At 56.0% G+C, this 21,013-nt stretch carries 19 protein-coding genes; 13 read left to right on the forward strand and 6 right to left on the reverse strand.

What is annotated here, in order from left to right; genetic code table 11:
- From ACK4S7_RS10140 to holA, 4 genes are all read left to right on the forward strand, one after another.
- The coding region (locus tag ACK4S7_RS10140) for a DUF3576 domain-containing protein (protein ID WP_409646471.1) at window positions 1-278 on the forward strand (278 nt) is incomplete at its 5' end.
- 5 nt (window positions 279-283) lie between these two features.
- Window positions 284-2,809 carry a leucine--tRNA ligase gene (leuS, locus tag ACK4S7_RS10145; protein ID WP_409646472.1) on the forward strand — a complete coding sequence of 842 codons (2,526 nt, stop codon included), beginning with the start codon at window positions 284-286 and terminating at the stop codon, window positions 2,807-2,809.
- Entirely contained in the window at window positions 2,806-3,294 is a 489-nt protein-coding gene (gene lptE / locus ACK4S7_RS10150) for an LPS assembly lipoprotein LptE (protein ID WP_409646474.1), read from the forward strand. The genes leuS and lptE overlap by 4 nt, the downstream gene beginning before the upstream one ends.
- A complete protein-coding gene (gene holA / locus ACK4S7_RS10155) occupies window positions 3,291-4,313 on the forward strand; it encodes a DNA polymerase III subunit delta (protein ID WP_409646476.1) in 1,023 nt (340 codons plus the stop codon). The genes lptE and holA overlap by 4 nt, the downstream gene beginning before the upstream one ends.
- Here holA and ACK4S7_RS10160 read toward each other — a convergent pair whose 3' ends face one another.
- A complete protein-coding gene (locus tag ACK4S7_RS10160; protein WP_409646477.1) occupies window positions 4,314-4,733 on the reverse strand; it encodes a DUF4402 domain-containing protein in 420 nt (139 codons plus the stop codon).
- Window positions 4,734-4,946: 213 nt separating this feature from the next.
- On the opposite strand from ACK4S7_RS10160, the gene msrB reads away from it, so the two are divergent.
- Complete coding sequence (gene msrB / locus ACK4S7_RS10165; protein ID WP_409646479.1) at window positions 4,947-5,339, forward strand: peptide-methionine (R)-S-oxide reductase MsrB; 393 nt, start codon at window positions 4,947-4,949, stop codon at window positions 5,337-5,339.
- 44 nt (window positions 5,340-5,383) lie between these two features.
- Window positions 5,384-7,435 (forward strand): transglycosylase domain-containing protein, encoded by a 2,052-nt coding sequence (locus ACK4S7_RS10170; RefSeq protein WP_409646481.1) that lies wholly within the window; start codon window positions 5,384-5,386, stop codon window positions 7,433-7,435.
- A gap of 20 nt (window positions 7,436-7,455) precedes the next feature.
- Here ACK4S7_RS10170 and ribA read toward each other — a convergent pair whose 3' ends face one another.
- The 4 genes from ribA to ACK4S7_RS10190 form a co-directional block, all read right to left on the reverse strand.
- Window positions 7,456-8,508: a GTP cyclohydrolase II gene (gene ribA, locus ACK4S7_RS10175; RefSeq protein WP_409646482.1), complete on the reverse strand. Its 1,053-nt coding sequence runs from the start codon at window positions 8,506-8,508 to the stop codon at window positions 7,456-7,458.
- An 8-nt stretch (window positions 8,509-8,516) separates the two neighbouring features.
- On the reverse strand, window positions 8,517-9,323 hold the full coding sequence (gene xth / locus ACK4S7_RS10180; protein WP_409646484.1) for an exodeoxyribonuclease III: 807 nt from the start codon (window positions 9,321-9,323) through the stop codon (window positions 8,517-8,519).
- 286 nt (window positions 9,324-9,609) lie between these two features.
- On the reverse strand, window positions 9,610-10,233 hold the full coding sequence (locus tag ACK4S7_RS10185) for a LolA family protein (RefSeq protein WP_409646485.1): 624 nt from the start codon (window positions 10,231-10,233) through the stop codon (window positions 9,610-9,612).
- Window positions 10,234-10,297: 64 nt separating this feature from the next.
- Window positions 10,298-12,562: a DNA translocase FtsK 4TM domain-containing protein gene (locus ACK4S7_RS10190; protein ID WP_409646487.1), complete on the reverse strand. Its 2,265-nt coding sequence runs from the start codon at window positions 12,560-12,562 to the stop codon at window positions 10,298-10,300.
- 225 nt (window positions 12,563-12,787) lie between these two features.
- On the opposite strand from ACK4S7_RS10190, the gene ACK4S7_RS10195 reads away from it, so the two are divergent.
- Window positions 12,788-14,011, forward strand: coding sequence for an FAD-dependent monooxygenase (locus ACK4S7_RS10195; protein WP_409646489.1), 1,224 nt, complete (start codon window positions 12,788-12,790; stop codon window positions 14,009-14,011).
- A gap of 5 nt (window positions 14,012-14,016) precedes the next feature.
- Here the strand turns inward: ACK4S7_RS10195 and ACK4S7_RS10200 are convergent, their stop codons facing one another.
- Window positions 14,017-14,682: an OmpA family protein gene (locus ACK4S7_RS10200; protein ID WP_409646490.1), complete on the reverse strand. Its 666-nt coding sequence runs from the start codon at window positions 14,680-14,682 to the stop codon at window positions 14,017-14,019.
- 150 nt (window positions 14,683-14,832) lie between these two features.
- On the opposite strand from ACK4S7_RS10200, the gene ACK4S7_RS10205 reads away from it, so the two are divergent.
- From ACK4S7_RS10205 to mdh, 6 genes are all read left to right on the forward strand, one after another.
- Window positions 14,833-16,170 (forward strand): hemolysin family protein, encoded by a 1,338-nt coding sequence (locus ACK4S7_RS10205; RefSeq protein ID WP_409646491.1) that lies wholly within the window; start codon window positions 14,833-14,835, stop codon window positions 16,168-16,170.
- Window positions 16,171-16,241: 71 nt separating this feature from the next.
- On the forward strand, window positions 16,242-17,021 hold the full coding sequence (locus ACK4S7_RS10210; protein ID WP_409646492.1) for a succinate dehydrogenase iron-sulfur subunit: 780 nt from the start codon (window positions 16,242-16,244) through the stop codon (window positions 17,019-17,021).
- A gap of 15 nt (window positions 17,022-17,036) precedes the next feature.
- Complete coding sequence (locus ACK4S7_RS10215) at window positions 17,037-17,489, forward strand: PaaI family thioesterase (RefSeq protein WP_409646494.1); 453 nt, start codon at window positions 17,037-17,039, stop codon at window positions 17,487-17,489.
- Between the two features lie 100 nt (window positions 17,490-17,589).
- The gene (gene zapE, locus ACK4S7_RS10220; protein WP_409646496.1) at window positions 17,590-18,702 is read left to right on the forward strand and encodes a cell division protein ZapE; all 1,113 of its coding nucleotides are present in this window, start codon (window positions 17,590-17,592) and stop codon (window positions 18,700-18,702) included.
- Window positions 18,703-18,725: 23 nt separating this feature from the next.
- Window positions 18,726-20,117 (forward strand): M20/M25/M40 family metallo-hydrolase, encoded by a 1,392-nt coding sequence (locus ACK4S7_RS10225; RefSeq protein WP_409646498.1) that lies wholly within the window; start codon window positions 18,726-18,728, stop codon window positions 20,115-20,117.
- 146 nt (window positions 20,118-20,263) lie between these two features.
- Window positions 20,264-21,013: malate dehydrogenase (mdh, locus tag ACK4S7_RS10230; protein ID WP_409646499.1), on the forward strand; the 750-nt coding region annotated here is incomplete at its 3' end.

A 21,013-nucleotide genomic window follows, 5' to 3' on the forward strand; every position in this document is an offset into this window, starting at 1 on the left:
TGTCGTTTATGCCGTTGGTTCAGACCGATTCGGCAGGAGGCGTCATTGTCACCGACTGGTATGTAAATCCGCAAAGCCCTGGCGAGCGCGTCAAGCTGACGATTTCTATCCTTGATCAGGACCTTCGCGCCGACGCCCTGCGCGTTGCCGGCAGCCGCGAAGTTTCGCAAAATGGACAGTGGGTGGCAGCACCGTTGCGCGCAGCCACTGTGCAGAAGCTAGAAGCTGTCATCCTCACCAAGGCACGTGACCTTCGTCGGTCGTCCATCACCGGGTAATTTTGATGTCCAGTACAGAGCGTTTTAACCCGCACGTCGCCGACGCGCGGTGGCAAAAGATTTGGGAAGAACGCCGCAGTTTTGTCGCGGATGACAATTCGTCCAAGCCCCGCGCATATGTCCTTGAAATGTTTCCATATCCGTCGGGCCGGATTCATATTGGTCATGTCCGCAACTACACCATGGGCGACGTCTTGGCGCGCTACAAGCGCATGACGGGGCATGAAGTGCTTCACCCCATGGGCTGGGACGCATTTGGCATGCCTGCCGAAAACGCGGCGATGGAAAAGAATGTCCACCCCGGCGGCTGGACGCGCGACAATATCGCGAACATGAAAGCACAGTTGAAACGGCTTGGTTTCGCGATTGACTGGACGCGTGAACTCGCGACATGCGAACCGGAATATTATGGCCATGAACAAGCGCTTTTTCTAAAGCTATATGCCGCAGGGCTTGTGTACCGCAAGGAATCGGCGGTGAACTGGGACCCCGTTGACATGACCGTGCTCGCCAACGAGCAAGTCATCGATGGCAAGGGGTGGCGTTCCGGCGCGCTGGTCGAGCGCCGCAAACTGAGCCAGTGGTTCCTGAAAATTACCGATTTTGCAGACGAGTTGCTCACTGGGCTGGGCTCGCTTGACCAGTGGCCAGACAAGGTGAGGTTGATGCAGGAAAACTGGATCGGTAAATCGCAGGGTTTGAAATGCACCTTTCGCTTTCCCGGCGGGACCGCTGGCATCGACGTCTTCACGACCCGGCCCGACACGATGTTCGGCGCAAGCTTCGTCGCGATTGCAGCCGATCATCCGGTCGCACAGAAGCTCGCCGCCAATGCCCCCGATTTGCAGGCCTTCATAGAGGAATGCCGCAAGGGTGGAACAACAGCTGCGGACATTGAAACTGCTGAAAAGCGTGGGTTCAACACTGGCCTGACCGTCGAGCACCCGCTTGATGCCAGCTGGCATTTGCCGGTCTATGTCGCCAATTTCGTGTTGATGGACTATGGCACAGGGGCGGTTTTTGGCTGCCCCGCACATGATCAGCGCGATCTCGACTTCGCCCGCAAATATGATTTGCCCGTGACGCGCGTTGTTGCCGATGGCGATTTGACCGACAGCCACTTTAAAGGCGATGTTGCTTTCACTGGTCCCGGCACGATCGTGAATTCGCACTGGATGGATGGCATGACCATCGATCAAGCCAAGGCTGATGTGATCGCCAAGGCGCAGGCCGAAGGCTGGGGAGTTGGCCAGACACAATATCGTCTGCGTGATTGGGGCGTTTCGCGTCAGCGTTATTGGGGTACGCCCATACCCATCATCCATTGCCAGACCTGTGGCGCCGTTCCCGTGCCTGATGACCAGTTGCCGGTAAAGCTACCCGAAGATGTAAGCTTCGACATTCCGGGCAATCCGCTGGACCGTCATCCGACATTCAGCAAGGTTGACTGCCCAAGCTGCGGCCTGCCCGCCCGCCGTGAAACTGATACGCTAGACACCTTTGTCGATTCAAGCTGGTACTTTGTCCGCTTTGCGAGCCAGCCACATGACAAGCCCTTTGATCGGGCGGTTGCCGAAAAATGGCTTCCGGTTGACCAGTATATCGGAGGTGTCGAACACGCGATTTTGCATTTGCTCTATGCGCGTTTCTGGACCCGCGCGCTGAGCCATATCGGTCTGATCGATGTGAAGGAGCCATTCGCTTCTTTGTTCACTCAGGGCATGGTGACGCACCAGACGTATCAGGACGCGAAAGGCACGTGGCTGAGCCCCGAACAGGTTCGCCGCGAGGGCGACATGTGGACCATCATCGACAGCGGTGCGCCTGCCGTCGCTGGCCGCATCGAAAAAATGTCCAAATCCAAAAAGAATGTCGTCGATCCCGATGACATTGTGGACCAATATGGCGCAGACGCCGTTCGCTGGTTCATGCTTTCCGACAGCCCGCCCGAACGCGATCTGGAATGGTCCGAAGCGGGTATTGAGGGCTGCTGGCGCTTTGTGCAGCGTTTATGGCGTCTGACATCACAAGTGAGCGGCACGGAAGGTTCGGACAAGGCTCTGGACCGCAAAACGCATCAGGTAATTGCGGGCGTGGGCGCGGATATCGAAGCGCTTGCCTTTAACAAGGCAGTTGCCAAGATATACGACCTTGCCAACGCCATCGAGAAAGCCGCACCATCGGCCAGCCGTGATGCCGCCATTCGGACAATCGTCTTGTTGTCATCACCTATGGTGCCGCATTTGGCGGAAGAGGCCTGGACGCAGCTTGGCCCGCAACTGGGCGGCGGACTTATCGCTGACGCTGCATGGCCAGAGGTTGACCCAGCGTTGCTTGATGAAGACGAGGTTACCATTGCCATTCAGGTCCGAGGCAAGCTGCGCGATACACTCACTGTCGCCAAGGGCCTGGCTCAAGCGGAGATGGAGGCACTTGCACTCGCTAGCCAAAAGGTTCAGCATGCCGTTGACGGGGCAGAAATTAAAAAAATCATCGTCGTACCCGACAGGCTGGTTAACATCGTCCTATGAACCGTTTCATCGCCCCGGCCCTTTTCGTTTTAATGTTGTCCGCTTGCGGTCTGCAGCCATTGTACAGTGGCGGATCAAAAGGTGCGGTTGCAAGCACCCTTGGAACGATCAGCGTCGCACCCATTGAGGGTAAAAGCGGATGGCTAATGCGCAACGCGTTGAATGACCGCTTGGGCGGTCAAGAGAGCAGCAATGCGCAATTCAGACTCATTGTCGCGCTCGACGATCAGATCGAGGGCTTTGGCGTACGGGCTGATGACACTGTCACGCGCGAGCGGCGGACCTTGCGTGCCCGTTATCAGCTTGTCTCCATCGCCACCGGGGAAACTGTGCTTGATGCGACTGCAGGATCAGACGCCGGTATTGACGTCGTCAGTTCGGAATATGCCACGATCGCCGGGGAAAACAGCGCGCTTGAAAATCTAACGCAGAAGGTCGCGGACCAGATTGTCACGCGACTTTCCATCTACGCCCGCGGCGAATGAGCAGCGCAAAAGAACGCAGCTTTGTAAGTGCCATCAACGCACGGCCCGATGTCCGGCTATTTTTCATATTCGGGCAGGATGAATCGGCGGTAGCCGATATTGCCGCGCAAATGACCGCGCAGCTGGCTGGATCGGAACGCATCGACATCGACAGTGATCGAATCCGCAATGACCCGGCCTTATTAGCCGATGAAGCATCTGCACTTTCGTTATTTGGCGACAAACGGCATATCCGTTTGAATTTCCGCCGCGAGGAAGGGCTGGCGGCAGTCGAGAATTTGCTCGCGCTTGAAGGCGACGTAAACCCCGTCATCGCAACTGCTGGCAACCTGACCAAAGCCAGCAAATTACGCAAACTGGCGGAAGCCCATCCGCGCGCGATGGCGCATATCTGTTATTTGCCGGAAGAGGGTGATGCCGCCGCTTCGGTTATCGCTTATGCGGCGACGGCGGGTCTAAAAATCGATAGACCGCTGGCCGCGCGTATTGCGCGCTATACTGGGCAAGACCGAAAGCTGGCGCAGGCCGAAATCGAAAAACTGTCGTTGTATTATGACGCGTCACCGCAGCGCCCCGCGACGGTCAAAATACCCGTATTCGAGGCCCTGTCCGCCGAAACCGGAGAAGAAAATGTGAACGGACTGGTGCATCTGGTCATGGGCGGCGACTTGCGTGGCACTGGCCGCGAGTTGGCCGCCGCGCGTGACATGGGGGTTGACGCCATCCGCATCATTCGAGCGATGCAACGCCGTGTAACCATGCTTGCTGCCATGCGCGCGAAGGTCGACAATGGCGCAAATCCTGGCGCCGTCGTCAAGGCAACGCGCTCCATTTTCTGGAAAGATGCCGACAGCTATGCGCAACAACTGGCCCGCTGGCCATCTGTGCGCCTTTCGGGTCTGAACAGCCATTTGCTTGAGGTCGAATCAAAATTGATGCAGGTCCGCGAAGGCCTTGCCATCACCATATTGGAAGAGGAGCTCGTGCGCATTGCGCGGGCCGCAGCACGGCGCGGGTAATCACTGATACTGGGCAGTAATAGGTATTCGAGCACGAAACGTGCCTGAGACGTGCCCTTGAACGACCAATGTGCCGCCAAATGAAAAGTTAAGACGTCCCGTGGAGTCTAGGCGCGAGCCGCCCACCAGATTTGTGCGTAACCCAGTGATAGTGACGACGCCACCAGTTGGCGAAGTCATGCGTGCGCTGCTTGGTATCTCGATACGTATCGCCCGTCCGGGCTCACCTTTAACGATAGCAGTTCCCGCCAGCGCGGCGCCGCCAAGATCAACAACGCCGCCATGAACCCTTTTATTCCCGCTTTGGGGGTCAAGGTCAATCCGGCCGCCGCCCGATGCCGGCAAGGCAGCACGGCTAAAATCAAGTTTGGTCGTTATTTCGATAGACAAGGGTATGCTGCGTTCGGCCACTGATGTCATTTGGGTTTCGTCGCTGGCGCACAAAAGGCAAGCACCTTCTCCCGCGGCCAATAGCAACGGCAATAGCCCCAACGCTCCCACAGCGCGTAGCTTATGACCTGGTCCTGTCATAGCCTGCGCGGTATATCGGAATCGTGGTAAAATAACTGTTAAGCCCCGCCCTTGAACCGCTTTGCCAGCAACACCACATTCCACATACGAAAGGTGCTTTCGATGGAAAAAGTAATCAAGTCCGATGCCGAATGGCGTGCAGAGTTAGACCCGGTGCAATATCATGTCCTGCGCGAGGCTGGCACAGAGCGCGCCTTTGCTGGTCAACTGACCGACGAAAAGCGCGATGGCGAATTCCGCTGCGCCGGGTGCGGAACAACATTATTTGCCTCCGATACGAAATTCGACAGCGGTTCAGGCTGGCCCAGCTTCACCGCGCCTGCCGACAGCCAGGTTGTCGAGGAACATACGGACGTGTCGCACGGCATGGTGCGTACCGAAGTACGCTGTGCCGCCTGTGAGGGGCATTTGGGCCATGTCTTTCCTGACGGGCCCGGACCAACCGGACTTAGATACTGCATTAACAGCGCCGCGCTTGCATTCGACCCCGACTAAGAACGCGCTTGTCGGCGAGTCCGGGACCGATTAACACCGCCGCCATGGCACGCACACGCAAGATCTCGAAAGAACGTGGCCCAATGGGAACGTGGTTTTTACGCATCGCCAAAGCGGGCGTTGTCGCAGTGTTACTGGGCGTGATGGTGCTTGGTATTTTTGTTGCCATCGCCCGCGGGGAAATTGACAGCTTTGAAGATTTGAAGGCATCGCCCAATGGGCAGATGATCCGGGTTCGAGCAGCCGACGGCACTGTTATTCAGTCGCTCGGTCCGAGTTTCGGGCGTTGGTTGACGATAAACCAGCTGCCGTCCGAAATGAAAGACGCGATGGTCGCGGTAGAAGATCGCCGTTATTATTTGCATCCCGGTGTCGACCCCATTGGTATTACCCGTTCGTTCTATGTGCGCGCGGCAGAAGGGCGATGGACTCAGGGCGGCTCGACCATCACGCAACAGCTTGCACGTAACATCTATCTTAACAACAATAAGGAATTTGGCCGCAAGATACGTGAAATCATTCTTGCGCTGGCTATGGAGACCAAATTTTCCAAAGACCAGATTCTGGAGCTTTATCTGAACAAGGTGTATTTTGGCGGCGGCGCATATGGCGTCGATGCTGCGAGCCGCCGGTTCTTTGACCATGGCGCGGAGAATATCAGCCTTGCGGAAGCAGCCATCATTGCAGGCTTGGTTAAGGCACCATCCCGTTATTCGCCAACAGCCGATGCACAGGCGGCATTGGACCGGGCCACTGTCGTCGTCAAGGTCATGCAGGACGCCGGCATGATTACAGCTGCCGAGGCAGCGAGCGTTGAGCCGGCCGAAGTGAAGCTGGCAGATGAATCACCGCAGGATAGCGTCCGTTATTTCACCGACTGGGTTTTGCCGCAGCTGGATGGCCTCATCGACGAGACCGAAAAACCGATCGATGTGTGGACGACGCTTGATCTCAAGATGCAGCGTGCAGCAACCACTGCGATTGCCTCAAACGTCCCACGCGGGGCGCAGGGCGCATTGGTGGCTATTGACCGGGATGGGGCTGTCAAAGCAATGGTCGGGGGCACCGATTATGTCACCAGCAATTACAACCGCGCGGTCACTGCGGTCCGGCAACCGGGTTCTGCGTGGAAATTGTTCGTCTATTTAACGGCGTTGGAAGCAGGGTTTCGACCTGAAGACATCGTCGAAGACAAGCCCGTAGAAATCGATGGTTGGCAACCGAAAAATAGTGGTGGCAATTATGCTGGTTCGATTTCCTTGCGAACAGCCTTTGCGTATTCGAAAAACACTATTGCCGCTCAAATCGGGCAGGAAGTCGGCACCAGCAGCATTGCAAACATGGCGCGCAGATTCGGGATCACCACGCCCGTCAATACCTTGCCTTCCATGGTGCTTGGCACATCAGAAACGCGCGTTATCGACATGACACAGGCTTTTGCTGCGGTCGCGGCGAATGGTCGTAACGTGACCCCTTACGGCATTTCCAAGGTCACCACGATTGATGGCGAGCTTCTGTACGCGGCGAAGCCTTCAAGTTCGGTGCAGTTGGTGGATGATTGGGTCGCAGGCGCCATGACCGATTTGATGCAGACGGCAGTTGCCACAGGCACTGGTCGTGCGGCCAATATCGGTCGACCGGTCGCCGGCAAAACCGGCACCACGTCAAGCAACAAGGACGGGTGGTTTCTTGGCTTTTCAAGTGGTCTCACAACGGGTGTATGGATGGGCCGTGACGACGCGCGGTCAATTGGCGGGCTTGAAGGTGGCCGTGCTCCGGCACAGGCTTGGGCAGCGTTTATGCGCGTTGCCGTAGCAGGACGTCCGATGGAGAAATTCGCCACTGAGGTTACCTTCCCTGAAAGACTTGAAGGCGAAGAGCCCTTGCTTGGTGAGGAAGAGGAATTTCTGCTGTTCGATGAAAACGGCATGCCCATTGAGGGCGATCCCGTGATCAGAGACCCGGGCCTCGTTCCCACGTCGGAGCCCGAACTGCTGGATGAAGGGTTTATTGAAAGGGCAACAGGTGGCCGCCGCGAGCAGCGGCCTGCGCCGGGGGTAGAAGACCCGCGCGGGTTGCCGCGTCCTTTCCGCTAATTTGCTTAAATCATGTCAGCCTACAGCGCGTGACCCGTCCTGCTTTTCTTCGTTTCCAGATAATGCGCGTTGTGGGGATTGGCCGTTATTTTAAGTGGTAGCCGCTCATCGACTTTGATGCCTGCCTTTTGCAATCCGTCCACTTTTTCCGGATTGTTGGTCAGCAGCCGCACTCCTTCGACACCAAGTAATTCAAGCATCCGCGCCGCGACCGAAAAATCGCGGGCATCAATAGCAAAGCCCAGACGGGTATTCGCATCAACGGTGTCAAACCCCTGATCCTGAAGCGCGTAAGCGCGCAGCTTGTTGATCAAACCGATTCCCCGCCCCTCTTGCCGCAGATATAATAATATCCCCCAGCGCGCGTCCGATATTTGCTGCAGTGCCTCATGCAATTGCGGCCCGCAGTCGCATTTCAGGCTGCCAAGAACATCGCCTGTCAGGCACTCGCTATGCAACCGGACGACTGGCGGCGAAGAATCGCGTGTGCCGATCACCAGCGCCACATGGTCAGACGCGTCGACTGCAGTGCGGAACGCCACAATTTCGGCATCGGCATTTGCAGCAACGGGTAATTTGGCCCTCGCCGCGATCCGCAACGCCCCGCTGTCGTCGAACGCAGCGACATCTTGCGGGCTGACATAAACAGGTTCATCATCCGAACCGTCCAAAACCAGAAATGCCGGGAGCAAACCCGCCAACCGCGCCAGCTCAATGGCCGCTGTCGCTGATGGACCGTCATCTGGCGCAAGTGCGACAAAAGGCCCTTTCATCGGATATGCGAGATCAAGACTTGGGTCAGCGACTGCCAATGCAAGACGGAGGTCCAGATCAGGCGGTGCTTTAATCAGTACGGCCTGCTGCCCATCCGCCGCCGCGCGCTGGTTGGTAAGCTTCAGGGTTGCGGCGCGACTTTCCGAAAGCAACAATGCGCGAGCGCCAGAAATATCCTGGGCATTTTCGATAGCCAATACAGTCAGCTGCTTGTCCATGTGCCGGATAGTTACTGGCCAACCTCGACGCAGCGCATCAATCGCCAACGCTGCACGGCGCGGATTGCCCAATTCTGTCATGGCACCGATCAAAAGGCGAATTCCGTCACTATGGGAGCATGATCGGATGGCTTGCCCCAGCCGCGCACATGCTTGTGCACGATATGCGCCTTCGCCTTTTCCTTTAAATCGGGTGTCACCCACATATGGTCAAGCCTACGTCCCCGGTCAGATGTTTCCCAATCCTGTGCGCGGTAACTCCACCAAGTATACAGCTTCTTGGACGGGTCAACAAAGTGCCGCGCGACATCAACCCAGTTCGCTGCTGCCTGAATCTCTGCCAGATGCTCGCACTCGATTCGCGTGTGGCTCACGACATTGACCAATTGCTTATGGCTCCAGACATCCTGTTCCAAGGGGGCAACGTTGAAGTCTCCGGTCAGGATTGTCGGCTGCGTCACGTTTCGCGACCATTCAGCCATACGTTTCAGAAAGCTCAATTTCTGTCCGAACTTGGAATTGACCTCGCTATCCGGCACTTCGCCCCCTGCAGGGATGTAGACATTGTCAATCCGGACGCCTTTGGCAGCATCAACGTTAAGCTCGGCGCCAATATGCCGCGCTTCGCCATTAGCTTGCCAGTCTTCCACCCGGCGGTTGATCAACGGCAATTTGCTGACGATGGCGACCCCATGATGCATCGGCATCCCGTTTACGACAAAATGACGGTAGCCTAGCTGACGGAACAAACCCTCGGGAAAAAGGCTGTCGATGACTTTGGTTTCCTGCAGACACAAAACGTCCGGCGCTTCTTCTTTCAAAAACCGTTCGACAATGTCGATACGGGCGCGGACCGAGTTGATATTCCACGAAGCGATACGGATGGTCTGGGACATAGAATCATGGCCCTAGATGGCGGAAGCCTTTGGAGCAAGTCGATGAAGTTAACTCAGTCCCAAAAAAGCAAAGCCCTCATCCCGGGGGCATTTGGGATGAGGGCTAAGCTTGCGTTCGTCACGCGGGTATCAACGGCGACATGTTGTCGTGGGCAACAGGGGGAAAACCACACGAGCTATCAGCCGCTAACAAGCATTTTATACTATGGCATTCCTGTCGTTCAGATGAACGAACTAGTCAGGCCATGCGACTTGTCGGTGCTCAGCATCCGTTCATCGACGTATTTTACGATTTTCGTCTGACGGGTCGCGGGTCTTTCCATGTAAAGGCGTTTTTGGCGATCGGGCCGTTGTAATCAATGTTGCTGAGTCGGATACTCGTGCGGTTGTTTTTCGAATCGAGCGCGACCCATCCATTTAGCGTCAGTCCACCAGGAGCGCCCGGTTTATTAACGAATATCATAGTGATCGTGCCAAACTCCGGTCGCTTTGCATCGCGCACTTCAACGCTAACAACGTCATCTGTGGAGGTCGGAAGAATCTTGCCAAAGCGGGCAAGATCCTGACCTGGATCAAGCAAAGCAGCAAGTGGGCTGTTCCGGATCGGCCAACGTTGTACCTGCTTCACCTCATAATCAACCATCGTCAGCGCACGACCATCCGCCACAATCAACATCGGCACGTCTTTTTGATATTCAAACCGGACGTGGCCCGGGCGCTTCAAAAGCAATTTGCCCGTCAACATTCCGCCATTCCGGTCCGTTTGCGTAAAATTCGCTGACATTGTGCCCACGGCCTTCATATGCTGCACCACACGCGCCATCTGCATGGATGAGGACTGAGCCGTGGTAGGCACTGTTGCCACAAGCGCTACTGGCGCAAACAACAGGGCATATTTTGAAAATGACATCTTTGTTTCCTTGGAGAGGTTACAACAACCAATATTGCAATGGCCTTGAACCGCGTCTTAACGTCTAAATCGGGTCGCCGTTACGGTCACGCAGCACTTCACGGCGGCCGATATGGTTGGGCGCACTGATAAAACCGTCTTCTTCCATCCGGTCGATCAGGCGGGCCGCGCTATTATAGCCGATCCGTAATTGCCGCTGAATCCAGCTGGTTGACGCCTTTTGGCTTTCGAACACGATTTGGCATGCCTTGCGATATTGCGCATCCTCTTCGCTATCGTCGCCGCCCATCCCACCAAAGTCGAAACTGCCGTCCTCGGGTTCTTCGGTTACCGCCTGAATATATTCAGGCTGCCCCTGGCCTCGCCAATGGTCGGCAACACGGCGCACTTCATCATCGGACACAAAGGGTCCGTGAATTCGCGTCAATCCCCGGCCACCAGCCATATAGAGCATATCGCCCTTACCCAGCAGTTGCTCTGCACCCTGTTCGCCCAGAATCGTCCGGCTGTCGATCTTGGAGGTCACATGGAAAGATATCCGGGTGGGCAAGTTCGCTTTTATGACGCCGGTGATGACGTCTACCGACGGACGCTGTGTAGCCATGATCAAGTGAATACCGGCTGCACGCGCCTTTTGCGCCAGACGTTGGATCAGGAATTCGACTTCCTTGCCAGCGGTCATCATGAGATCTGCCAACTCGTCGACGATGATGACGATCTGCGGCATCGGCTCGTAAGCTAGGCTCTCTTCCTCATATTGCGGCTGGCCAGTCATTGGGTCATAGCCGATTTGTACCTTGCGGCCCAATGGCGCACCCTTTGCTTTGGCAGCGCGCACTTTCTCATTGAAGTTTGCAAGGTTGCGCACGCCCAGTGAGGACATCATCCGGTAACGTTCTTCCATCTGCTCGACTGCCCATTTGAGCGCGCGAATGGCCTTGGCAGGCTCTGTCACAACAGGCGACAGGAGATGTGGGATGTCATCATAGCTGCTCAGTTCAAGCATCTTGGGGTCGATCATGATCATCCGGCACTGGTCAGGTGTCAGCCGATAAAGCAGTGACAGGATCATGCAATTGAGACCAACCGATTTGCCGGATCCGGTCGTCCCTGCCACCAGAAGATGGGGCATTGGAGCAAGGTCGGCAATGACCGGGTCACCCGAGATATTCTTGCCCAATATTATCGGTAACGCGCCCTTTTGTTCCGCAAAAGCGTCGGAGCCGACCATTTCCTGAAAGACGACAGCCTCCCGGTGGGCATTGGGAAGCTCAATACCCATGACCGTCCGTCCGGGGATCGTCGAAACACGCGCAGAAAGCGCGGACATGTTGCGTGCAATGTCTTCAGCCAGTTGAATGACACGGCTTGATTTGATTCCCGCTGCAGGCTCCAATTCGTACATTGTCACCACAGGGCCGGGACGGACAGCGACGATCTGCCCCTTCACATGGAAATCGTCGAGAACAGATTCCAGCAAGCGCGCATTGGCCTCAAGCGCAGTCTTGTCGAGCTTTGGCACAGAAACCGACGGTGGTGGATCGAGCAGATCAAGTGAAGGCAACGTAAAGCTGCCGAAGAAATCGCCTTGCCTTGCCCCTGTCGAAAAGGCCGCCTTTTTGGGCGCAAGCGTGCGATCCTCGATGACGGGTGGCTTTCGCTGGTCAGGTTCTACCGCTTTACGTGGCGGCTTTGGTTCGACGATCTGCCTCACTGCTGCATCATCGCCAACGAGGGCGCGGGTTTCGCCTTTTGCAGCAGCAAATTTCGGCATGGCGAGGGTTGGTATCCGCAAAAGCGGACGTTCGAGCTGCAGCGAGCGGATAACCAGCGCCAAGCCGCCTGCCAGCGCGCCAAATATAAGAAGAACACGCAGGAACGTACCCAAAATACCTTTGACCTGCCCCACGAGCGCGACTGCGGCATTGTCCAAGAGCAAGGCAATCGCACCGCCCCAACCTGCAGGAAGTCCGATATCGCTACCGTGCTGCCAATAGGCCATGCCAAAGCCAGTCAGCAGCATCCCTATCAAGCATAAAACCAACTGCCGTTTCCACTGGGGCTGCGGAACATCGCGCCATAAACGTCGCGCAAAAACCAGTAACAGGGGCGACAGAAAAATGGCAGGAACACCGAACACAAACAGCATCGCGTCCGACAGATACGCGCCGCTTTGTCCCATCCAGTTATGCTGCACATCGGCTGCTGCGCTGTTATATGCAGCATCTGCGGACGAGTAGCTTAGCACAGCTAGCCCGTAAAAGATCGCAAAGACGCCCAACGCGGCGGCACCAAACAACGCGCCACTGCGAATCAGAGACGCACGCATCACTTGACGCCAATTGGCCATATTTGATTTCGACGTAAATTTAGAGACGCGCGAGGCCATATCACAATGCCAGTGTTAAATGAGGTCGCCAATGACCAGATGCGCCCTTTTCGCCTTCGCTGGACTCCCCGTCAAGTATTACAGGGCAAAAGGAGAACGGCAGCCCGAAAGCTACGGTCAAAATCCTCCTTTGAATCCCGCGCCTCCTTGCGGCATAAGTGCATCATGGAAAACAAGGCAGACGTAATCATCATCGGCGGTGGGCTTATCGGTCTCACCCAGGCATTGGCTTTGGCATCGCAGGGCATCAGCAGCCACGTCATCGACCGCGCAGATCAAGCCAATATGCTCGAAGCCGGCTTCGATGGCCGCACTTTCGCGATATCGAGCTCAAGCTATAAATTGTTTCAGGCTATGGGCCTGGGCGAAGCTTTGGCTGGCAAAGGCTGCCCAATTGAGAAAATCTGGGTTAGCGATGGCCTAAAACCCGGATCGCTTGATTTTGCCCCAGCCGAAGACGACGGATTTTTGGGCCAGATGTTCGAAAGCCGTTATTTGCGCGGAGTGCTTTACAAGGCAGCGCAAGAACATCCGGCTATCCATCTGCACATGCCTGCCCAAATCATCGACAAGTCACGCGATAGTATCGGAGCGAAGGTCACACTAGAAAGCGGACAAATGCTTTCCGCAGATTTGATAATAGTCGCCGAGGGCCGCAAGAGCGAGACCCGCGAAGCGGCGGGGATAAATATTGCCCATTGGCAATATGACCATCACGCCATCGTAGGCGCGATCTATCACGAGCGACCACATAACAATATCGCCTACGAAATATTTTACCCTACGGGGCCATTTGCAGTACTGCCCATGCTGGATTCCGACGAGGGCCGCCATCGTTCAGCAATCGTCTGGTCAGTAGACTCCAAGGATGCTGCCGGTTACCTAAAGCTGTCGCCCCGCGCCTATGCTGCAGAACTCGAAAAGGGCATGGGCGGCATATTGGGCAAGGTCGAATTGTCCGCGCCTTTGTCATCGTACAAATTGGGCTTTCACCATGCCGCGTCGATCACTGCTGAACGGCTAATATTGATTGGTGACAGTGCCCACGGCATTCACCCGATCGCGGGTCAGGGTCTCAATCTGGGCCTGCGTGATGTGGCGGCCCTAACCGAGGTTCTGGTTGACGGGATGCGCCTTGGTCTCGATTTTGGTGATGCGCAGTTGCTTGACCGTTATGGCCGGTGGCGCAGTATTGATACATTGCTAGTGGCAGCGTCAACTGACGGACTAAACCGTCTGTTCTCCATACCGGGAAAGACAGCGTCCGCAGTTCGGCGTTTCGGAATGGCAATGGTGCAGCGCGCAACTCCGGCCAAGGCCTTTTTCATGGCCGAGGCACGGGGCGAAAGTGGCGCGCTGCCCAAATTGTTACAGGGTGTCCCGGTCTAAACCGATTATCCCTGCGTTACGGGAACAAGACGGATTTCAACGCGGCGGTTTGCAGAACGCCCTGCTGCGTCAAGGTTGCTCGCCTTTGGCTGGCTCTCGCCATAACCACGTGTTGCCAGACGCGCAGATTGGACCCCGCGCGACGTCAGATAATTCGCAACTGCTGACGCACGACGTTCTGACAGTGCCTGATTATAGGCGTTCGATCCCGTCGAATCCGTATGGCCCATAACATCGACATAGGTTTTTTCATACTGAGTCAGCGTCGCTGCGACCTGGTCGAGGGTGCTGCGGAAGCCTGCATCAATGTTTGAGCTATCCACCGCAAACGTTACCTCCGACGGCATGTCGAGCACAAGATTGTCGCCGTCACGAATGACATTCACACCTGTGCCTGCGGTTTGCTGACGAAGCTTTCTTTCCTGCTCGTCCATGTAATATCCGACGCCAGCGCCAGCGACGGCACCAATGCCCGCACCCACGATTTTTTCTGTGCGGTCACGGCGCCCGCCTATCAAGTCACCAAGCAGATAACCGCCAAGTGCCCCGCCGACACCGCCAATTGCGGTTTTCGAAATCGTGCGGTTCCCTGTCTCAGGATCAGTGACGCAAGCGGACAGTGGAAGCATGGCTGCAACCAGCGTCAGCGTTATCATTTGGTTCTTTTTCATTATTATCCCTTTCAACTGGGCGTCGCTTAAACGCCATCTATGATGAACCGGCGATTATTATTTCAATCGGTTGCATCATTTCACCATAACGCTTTTTACTTCATTTTGTTGCCAAATCCCCTTTTTTGGCTCTATGGCGCGAATGTCCTCATGGAACCTCTCGAACCTTTCCCGTGGCTTGATGCCGCAACCATATTGGCACTTATCGCCCTCAACGGCGTCTTTGCCATGTCTGAGCTCGCCATCGTGTCCGCACGTACGGCAAAGCTTAAGGCGATGGCGGAAGACGGCAAGCGCGGCGCTTCGGCTGCACTTCGGCTTGGACGCGACCCGGGAAAATTTTTGTCGACAGTGCAAATTGGCATTACGCTCATCGGCATTATTGCCGGGGCCTATTCAGGGTCTACCTTGGGCGGGCCAGTTGCCGACCGCATAGCATTATGGGGCGTGGACCGCGACTGGTCTGAGACTTTGGGTTTTAGCATTGTCATTAGCATTACAACCTATGCGTCCTTGGTTGTCGGCGAGCTGGTGCCCAAGCAATTTGCGCTGATCGCCCCGGAGAGGATCGCAGTCATCATGGCTGGCCCAATGGAGTTGCTTGCGCGGATAACTGCTCCAATCGTATGGACTCTCGACAAATCCAGCGCGACCATATTCCGCGCACTTGGGCTTCGCAGGGATACCCGCGACGCATTAAGCGCCGAAGAATTGCGCATGGTATTTGCGGAAGCCACTCATGCAGGCATCATCGAAGAGCACGAGCACAAGGTTATTGCTGGCGTTGTCCGTCTGGCTGACCGACCGGTGCGGGAAGTAATGACGCCCCGAACGGATGTCGACCGTATATCGTCAGATGCTTCGGAAGAGGCCGTGCGCGATTCGCTGTTGAATTCGCTCCACACGCGCTTGCCGGTCACAGGTGAAGACGGCGACGACATTATCGGCGTTGTGCAATCGCGCGATATAGTCGCGGCACAGATTCGCGGTGAAGTGCTCGATATTCGCAAACTGATGCGCCGCGCCGAGATTATTCCCGATCAGCTCGATGCTATGGACGCGCTGGAAATCCTGCGTTCATCGGACGTGCCCATGCTGCTTGTCCATGACGAATATGGACATTTCGAAGGGATCGTGACTCCGAACGACCTGTTGTCGGCCATTGCAGGCGAATTTGCCTCTGATCAGGCGCAGGGTAGTGCGCCGAACATCATTACGTTAGATGACGGCTCAATGCTCGTTTCCGGCTCCATGTCCGCCGATGCGATGGCAGAGGCGCTATGCATCGACCTGCCGGAAGATCGTGACTACGCAACCGCAGCGGGACATGTGCTGCATATATTGCGGCATTTGCCTGAAGAGGGCGAGGCGTTCACCGATCAAGGCTGGCGCTTTGAGGTTGTCGACATGGACGGGCGCAAGATAGACAAGCTTCGAGTCCGACTTGCAGAAAAGGCAACCAGAGAAGACGCAGTTGAGGGCTTGTGATTGCTTAATCGCTTGGTTAGGGCGTTGTCAGACACGGAATTGCAAGACGTTAAAGTCCACAGGATATTGATATGGCCGATTTCTTCCTCCCAAAGAACAGCAAGGTCCAAAAGGGCACTGTTCACGCTGCCAAAACTGGCGGTAAGACCAAAAAATTCAAGGTGTATCGCTACGATCCCGATAGCGGGGAAAACCCACGTTACGACACGTTCGAGGTTGATACCGACAATTGCGGCCCAATGGTGCTCGACGCGCTGATCAAGATGAAAGGCGAGCAAGATTCGTCGTTGACATTCCGCCGCTCGTGCCGCGAAGGCATTTGTGGGTCTTGCTCAATGAATATCGACGGCAAGAATGGGCTTGCGTGCACCACGGCCATTGAAGATTGCAAAAGCGAAGTCACGATCACCCCACTGCCGCATATGGAAGTCATCAAGGACCTCGTCCCCGATTTCACACATTTCTATGCGCAATATGCATCGATCAAGCCTTGGCTTCAGACCGTCACACCGGAGCCGTCGGGCAAAGAGCGCCTGCAATCACCCGAAGATCGCGCCAAACTTGACGGCCTGTATGAGTGCATCTTGTGCGCATGCTGCTCGACAAGCTGCCCGTCTTATTGGTGGAATAGCGACAAGTTCCTTGGACCAGCTATCTTGCTTCAAGCCTATCGCTGGCTGGCGGACAGCCGCGATGAAATGACGGGTGAGCGCCTGGATGAGCTGGAGGATCCATTTCGTCTCTATCGCTGCCACACGATCATGAATTGTGCCAACGCATGTCCCAAGGGCTTGAACCCTGCAAAGGCCATTGCGGAAACAAAGAAGATGATTGCCGAGCGCCACCTTTAAGCGTCAGGACGTTCATTGGATACACCCGCATTTGACAGCAGTCCGGACCCGGACAATCCCGGTTGGCTGAACTGGCAGATGACTGACGCCAGCCGCTATAATGGTACGGTGCTTGGCAAAATGCTGGTGCGCAGCGATGGCGATAACAAGGCCCGTTTGCGCATGTATCCGGAACACCGGCACAGCAATTTGCGCAACGCGGTACATGGCGGGGTAACGCTGGGCTTCATTGATGTAGCTATGTTCGGGGCATCGCGCATGTTCGGCCTCATCGAGGCAGGTGCGGCAGTCACTTTGGACCTGTCCGTGCAGTTTATTGGCGCTGGTGTGATCGGCGAACCTCTTGAGGCTGAAGTCGAATTGTTGAAAGAAACAGGCCGACTTCTGTTCATGCGCGGTATCGTGTCGCAAGGCGAAGCGCGCGTGGCTGCTTTTTCCGGCACGATCCGCAAGCCGACAAAGAGATGAACCTCGCGCGCAGAAACGCACGGAACGCCATGATTGGGAACAGCCTCTCTTACCCGGCGTTCTCTAACCCCCTGCGTGAGAATAATGATTGAAACTGCTGATGGTTAGCGTGGCCCAAAATTATCAGGCATTGGTCTCCGGAGGCGAATTGAAGGCGGACCACGATCAAGCCATCGCGGTGGCTGCGCTGTCCCGGGTGCAGTCCGAGCTTGAGGCTGTACCGCCACGTGGTAGCACAATTTGGCGTTTTCTGGGGCGCAAACCTGACCCCGCACGCGGTCTTTATTTGTGGGGCGGTGTGGGGCGCGGCAAATCCATGCTGATGGACCTGTTTTATGATAGCGTTCATATCAAGCGCAAGCGCCGTGCGCATTTCCATGAGTTCATGCTCGACATCCATGCCCGGCTAAAGGCCGAGCGCGTTAAGGAAGAAGGCGACCCGATCCCCCCGATTGTCGCGGCGTTGGCCGATGAGGCGCGCGTGCTTTGCTTTGACGAGATGGTGGTCAACAACATGGCGGATGCAGCGATCATGTCACGGCTGTTTTCGGGTCTCATCGCCGCTGGCGTTACTGTCGTCACAACCTCGAACCGGCATCCGGACGATCTGTACAAGAATGGTTTGAACCGGCAGTTGTTTCTGCCCTTCATTGCGCTGGTAAAGGACAGCCTCGATATCGTGGCCCTTGACGGGCCAACTGATTACCGGCGGGATCGTTTGGGCAGCGCCAAAATCTGGCTTGTGCCTAACGGTCCCGATGCAACTGCCGCCTTGTCAGAAACGTTCTTCCGAATGACCGATTATCCGCCCGAGGATCGCGCACACGTGCCGACGTTGGAAATGGATGTTGGTGGCGGGCGTGTGTTACATGTGCCCAAGGCATTGAAGGGCGTCGCCGTATTCTCCTTCAAACGCTTATGTGCCGAGGCACGCGGCGCTGCGGATTATCTCGCGATTGCTCGGCGCTTTCACACTGTGATCATGGTCGGCATCCCGGTATTGGGGCCACATAATCGTAACGAGGCGGCGCGCTTTGTGACATTGATTGACGCGCTGTACGAATATCGGGTGAAGTTTCTGGCAAGCGCTGATGCCGAGCCTGATCACCTATATCCGGCAGGTGACGGGCGGTTTGAATTCGACCGGACAGTTTCTCGATTGATGGAAATGCAATCAGAAGATTATCTGGCGGAGGGGCATGGCGCGCGCTAGCATCGCGAAAAGGGGAGAGAGACATGATGGTGCGGAACAGTTTTCTACTAGCTGGGCTTTTGGCGCTGGCAAGCGGCGCGCATGCGCAAGCGCCCAGTCCGAGACATGCATCTGAGCGGGATCTTTTTGCAAAGGTCGTCGAGATTCCAACGGTAGAGGGACAGCCAGCGGAATTCAAAAAGCTTACTTCATTGTTGACAGCGGAGTTTCGCAAAGCCGGCATCACGAACGTGGTCGTCAAGGACCATGACAACACCCAAACTCTGATTGCGCGCTGGCCAGCTGCCAAGCCGTCGGGAAAAAAGCTGATATTGCTGATGGCGCATATGGATGTGGTTGCTGCCAATGCGAGTGACTGGAAATATCCGCCATTCAAGTTCCGTGAGGAAGGCGGCTATTATCTCGGCCGTGGCTCGAACGATAATAAGGCCGCTTTGACGGGAATTGTCCTTGCTCTTCAATATCTGCGTACGGAAAAATTCGAACCGACGCGAGATATCATTGTGCTGTTCACCGGGGACGAAGAAACTACCGGTAATGGCGCGCGGCGCGCCGCAAGTGAATGGCGCGATTTGATTGACGCCGAATATGCGCTTAACGGTGATGCCGGCGGCGGCTCCGTTTTTCCGGACGGGCGAGTCGAAGGCTTTGGCATTCAGATTGCCGAGAAAACATATGCTGATTTTCGCCTGACTGCCGTAAACCGCGGCGGTCACAGTAGTGCGCCGCGTCCTGACAATGCCATATATGCGCTGGCCAGTGCACTCACTGCAATTGAACGGCATCGATTCCCTGCGATGATCAACGATGCCACGCGCGCAAGTTATGAAATGCTCGCAAAGGGAGACAGCGGCCAATATGGAGAGCTGGTGCGCCGATTTCTTGCCGACCCCAAGGACCGCGAGACCGCCGACCTGTTAGAAGCCATGGACCCTGGAAGCACGCGCACGCGCTGTGTGGCGACCATGCTCTCGGGCGGGCATGCGCCTAACGCCTTGCCACAGAAAGCCGAGGCCAATGTGAATTGCCGGATTTTTCCCAGCGTGAAGATCGAGGACGTTCGGCAGCAATTGCAGTCGCTGTCAGGCCCGGACGTGGCCGTAATTCCGGTCGAAGGATCACAGACCCCTGAAACAGCGCCCTCGCCGATGCGCGACGATATCACCAAAGCTTATGAGGCGGCAGTCGCCACCCGCTTTCCCAATGCGCCGGTTTTACCCTTTCAATCCGCCGGTGCGACCGATGGGGCGTTTTTGCGGTCGGCCGGTATACCTGTTTATGGATTTGGTGGTCTTTGGGGTATCGTAGGTCAGAAGGAAGGCGCGCATGGCCTAGATGAACGCGTCTGGGCCGAAGGGTTTCATGGTCAGATCCCTATTTGGATGGAGATGTTACGAAGGGTCGCAGGGACCTAACGGCCCCATATTCTCCGTTAATGCTATTGCGAACTGTTATCATAAAAACCGTTAACTTTGGACCTTTATTGGGTTGTTATCCACAGCGATTCGGCGTAACGCCGCGATAATTCCGCTATAAAGCCCTAAGGGAAGGACAGTTTTTCATGGCTCGCAAGAAAATTGCACTCATTGGTGCCGGTAACATCGGTGGCACCCTCGCCCATCTCGCAGCATTAAAGCGCCTTGGCGACATCGTCCTTTTCGACGTTGTCGAAGGCGTTCCGCAGGGCAAGGCGCTTGACCTTTCACAATGCAGCCCTGTCGAGGGCTTTGATGCGAAGATCACGGGCACCAATGATTATGCTGATATCGCTGGCGCAGACGTAATCATCGTCACCGCCGGCGTCGCGCGTAAGCCCGGCATGAGCCGTGATGATTTGCTCGGCATCAACCTGAAGGTCATGAAGGCGGTGGGCGAAGGCATTGCTGCCAACGCGCCTAACGCCTTCGTCATCTGTATCACCAACCCGCTGGATGCGATGGTGTGGGCGTTGCGTGAATTTTCCGGCCTGCCGCACAATATGGTTGTGGGCATGGCAGGCGTGCTGGATTCAAGCCGCTTCAGCCATTTCCTGGCCGATGAATTTAACGTGTCGGTAAAGGACGTGACTAGTTTTGTGCTTGGCGGCCATGGCGACACGATGGTTCCCGTCATTCAATACTCAACCGTTTCCGGGATTCCCGTCCCTGACCTCATTGCCATGGGTATGTCGACTCAAGAGCGCATTGACGCCATTGTCCAACGGACCCGCAGTGGTGGCGGCGAAATCGTGGCGTTGCTGAAAACCGGCTCGGCTTATTACGCGCCAGCGACCAGCGGCATCGCAATGGCCGAAGCCTATTTGTACGACCAG

Source organism: Sphingorhabdus sp. (genome assembly GCF_046292425.1).
Lineage (GTDB): Bacteria > Pseudomonadota > Alphaproteobacteria > Sphingomonadales > Sphingomonadaceae > Sphingorhabdus_B.

What these genes read in the sequence shown, in the direction of transcription:
- ACK4S7_RS10200 (WP_409646490.1), bottom strand. Translation starts at nt 14,682, where the DNA reads ATGAAAAAGAACCAAATGATAACGCTGACGCTGGTTGCAGCCATGCTT.
- lptE (WP_409646474.1), top strand. Translation starts at nt 2,806, where the DNA reads ATGAACCGTTTCATCGCCCCGGCCCTTTTCGTTTTAATGTTGTCCGCT.
- leuS (WP_409646472.1), top strand. Translation starts at nt 284, where the DNA reads ATGTCCAGTACAGAGCGTTTTAACCCGCACGTCGCCGACGCGCGGTGG.
- zapE (WP_409646496.1), top strand. Translation starts at nt 17,590, where the DNA reads ATGGTTAGCGTGGCCCAAAATTATCAGGCATTGGTCTCCGGAGGCGAA.
- ACK4S7_RS10205 (WP_409646491.1), top strand. Translation starts at nt 14,833, where the DNA reads ATGGAACCTCTCGAACCTTTCCCGTGGCTTGATGCCGCAACCATATTG.
- ribA (WP_409646482.1), bottom strand. Translation starts at nt 8,508, where the DNA reads ATGACAGAATTGGGCAATCCGCGCCGTGCAGCGTTGGCGATTGATGCG.
- ACK4S7_RS10160 (WP_409646477.1), bottom strand. Translation starts at nt 4,733, where the DNA reads ATGACATCAGTGGCCGAACGCAGCATACCCTTGTCTATCGAAATAACG.
- ACK4S7_RS10190 (WP_409646487.1), bottom strand. Translation starts at nt 12,562, where the DNA reads ATGCGTGCGTCTCTGATTCGCAGTGGCGCGTTGTTTGGTGCCGCCGCG.
- holA (WP_409646476.1), top strand. Translation starts at nt 3,291, where the DNA reads ATGAGCAGCGCAAAAGAACGCAGCTTTGTAAGTGCCATCAACGCACGG.
- ACK4S7_RS10185 (WP_409646485.1), bottom strand. Translation starts at nt 10,233, where the DNA reads ATGTCATTTTCAAAATATGCCCTGTTGTTTGCGCCAGTAGCGCTTGTG.
- ACK4S7_RS10210 (WP_409646492.1), top strand. Translation starts at nt 16,242, where the DNA reads ATGGCCGATTTCTTCCTCCCAAAGAACAGCAAGGTCCAAAAGGGCACT.
- ACK4S7_RS10195 (WP_409646489.1), top strand. Translation starts at nt 12,788, where the DNA reads ATGGAAAACAAGGCAGACGTAATCATCATCGGCGGTGGGCTTATCGGT.
- msrB (WP_409646479.1), top strand. Translation starts at nt 4,947, where the DNA reads ATGGAAAAAGTAATCAAGTCCGATGCCGAATGGCGTGCAGAGTTAGAC.
- ACK4S7_RS10225 (WP_409646498.1), top strand. Translation starts at nt 18,726, where the DNA reads ATGATGGTGCGGAACAGTTTTCTACTAGCTGGGCTTTTGGCGCTGGCA.
- ACK4S7_RS10170 (WP_409646481.1), top strand. Translation starts at nt 5,384, where the DNA reads ATGGCACGCACACGCAAGATCTCGAAAGAACGTGGCCCAATGGGAACG.
- xth (WP_409646484.1), bottom strand. Translation starts at nt 9,323, where the DNA reads ATGTCCCAGACCATCCGTATCGCTTCGTGGAATATCAACTCGGTCCGC.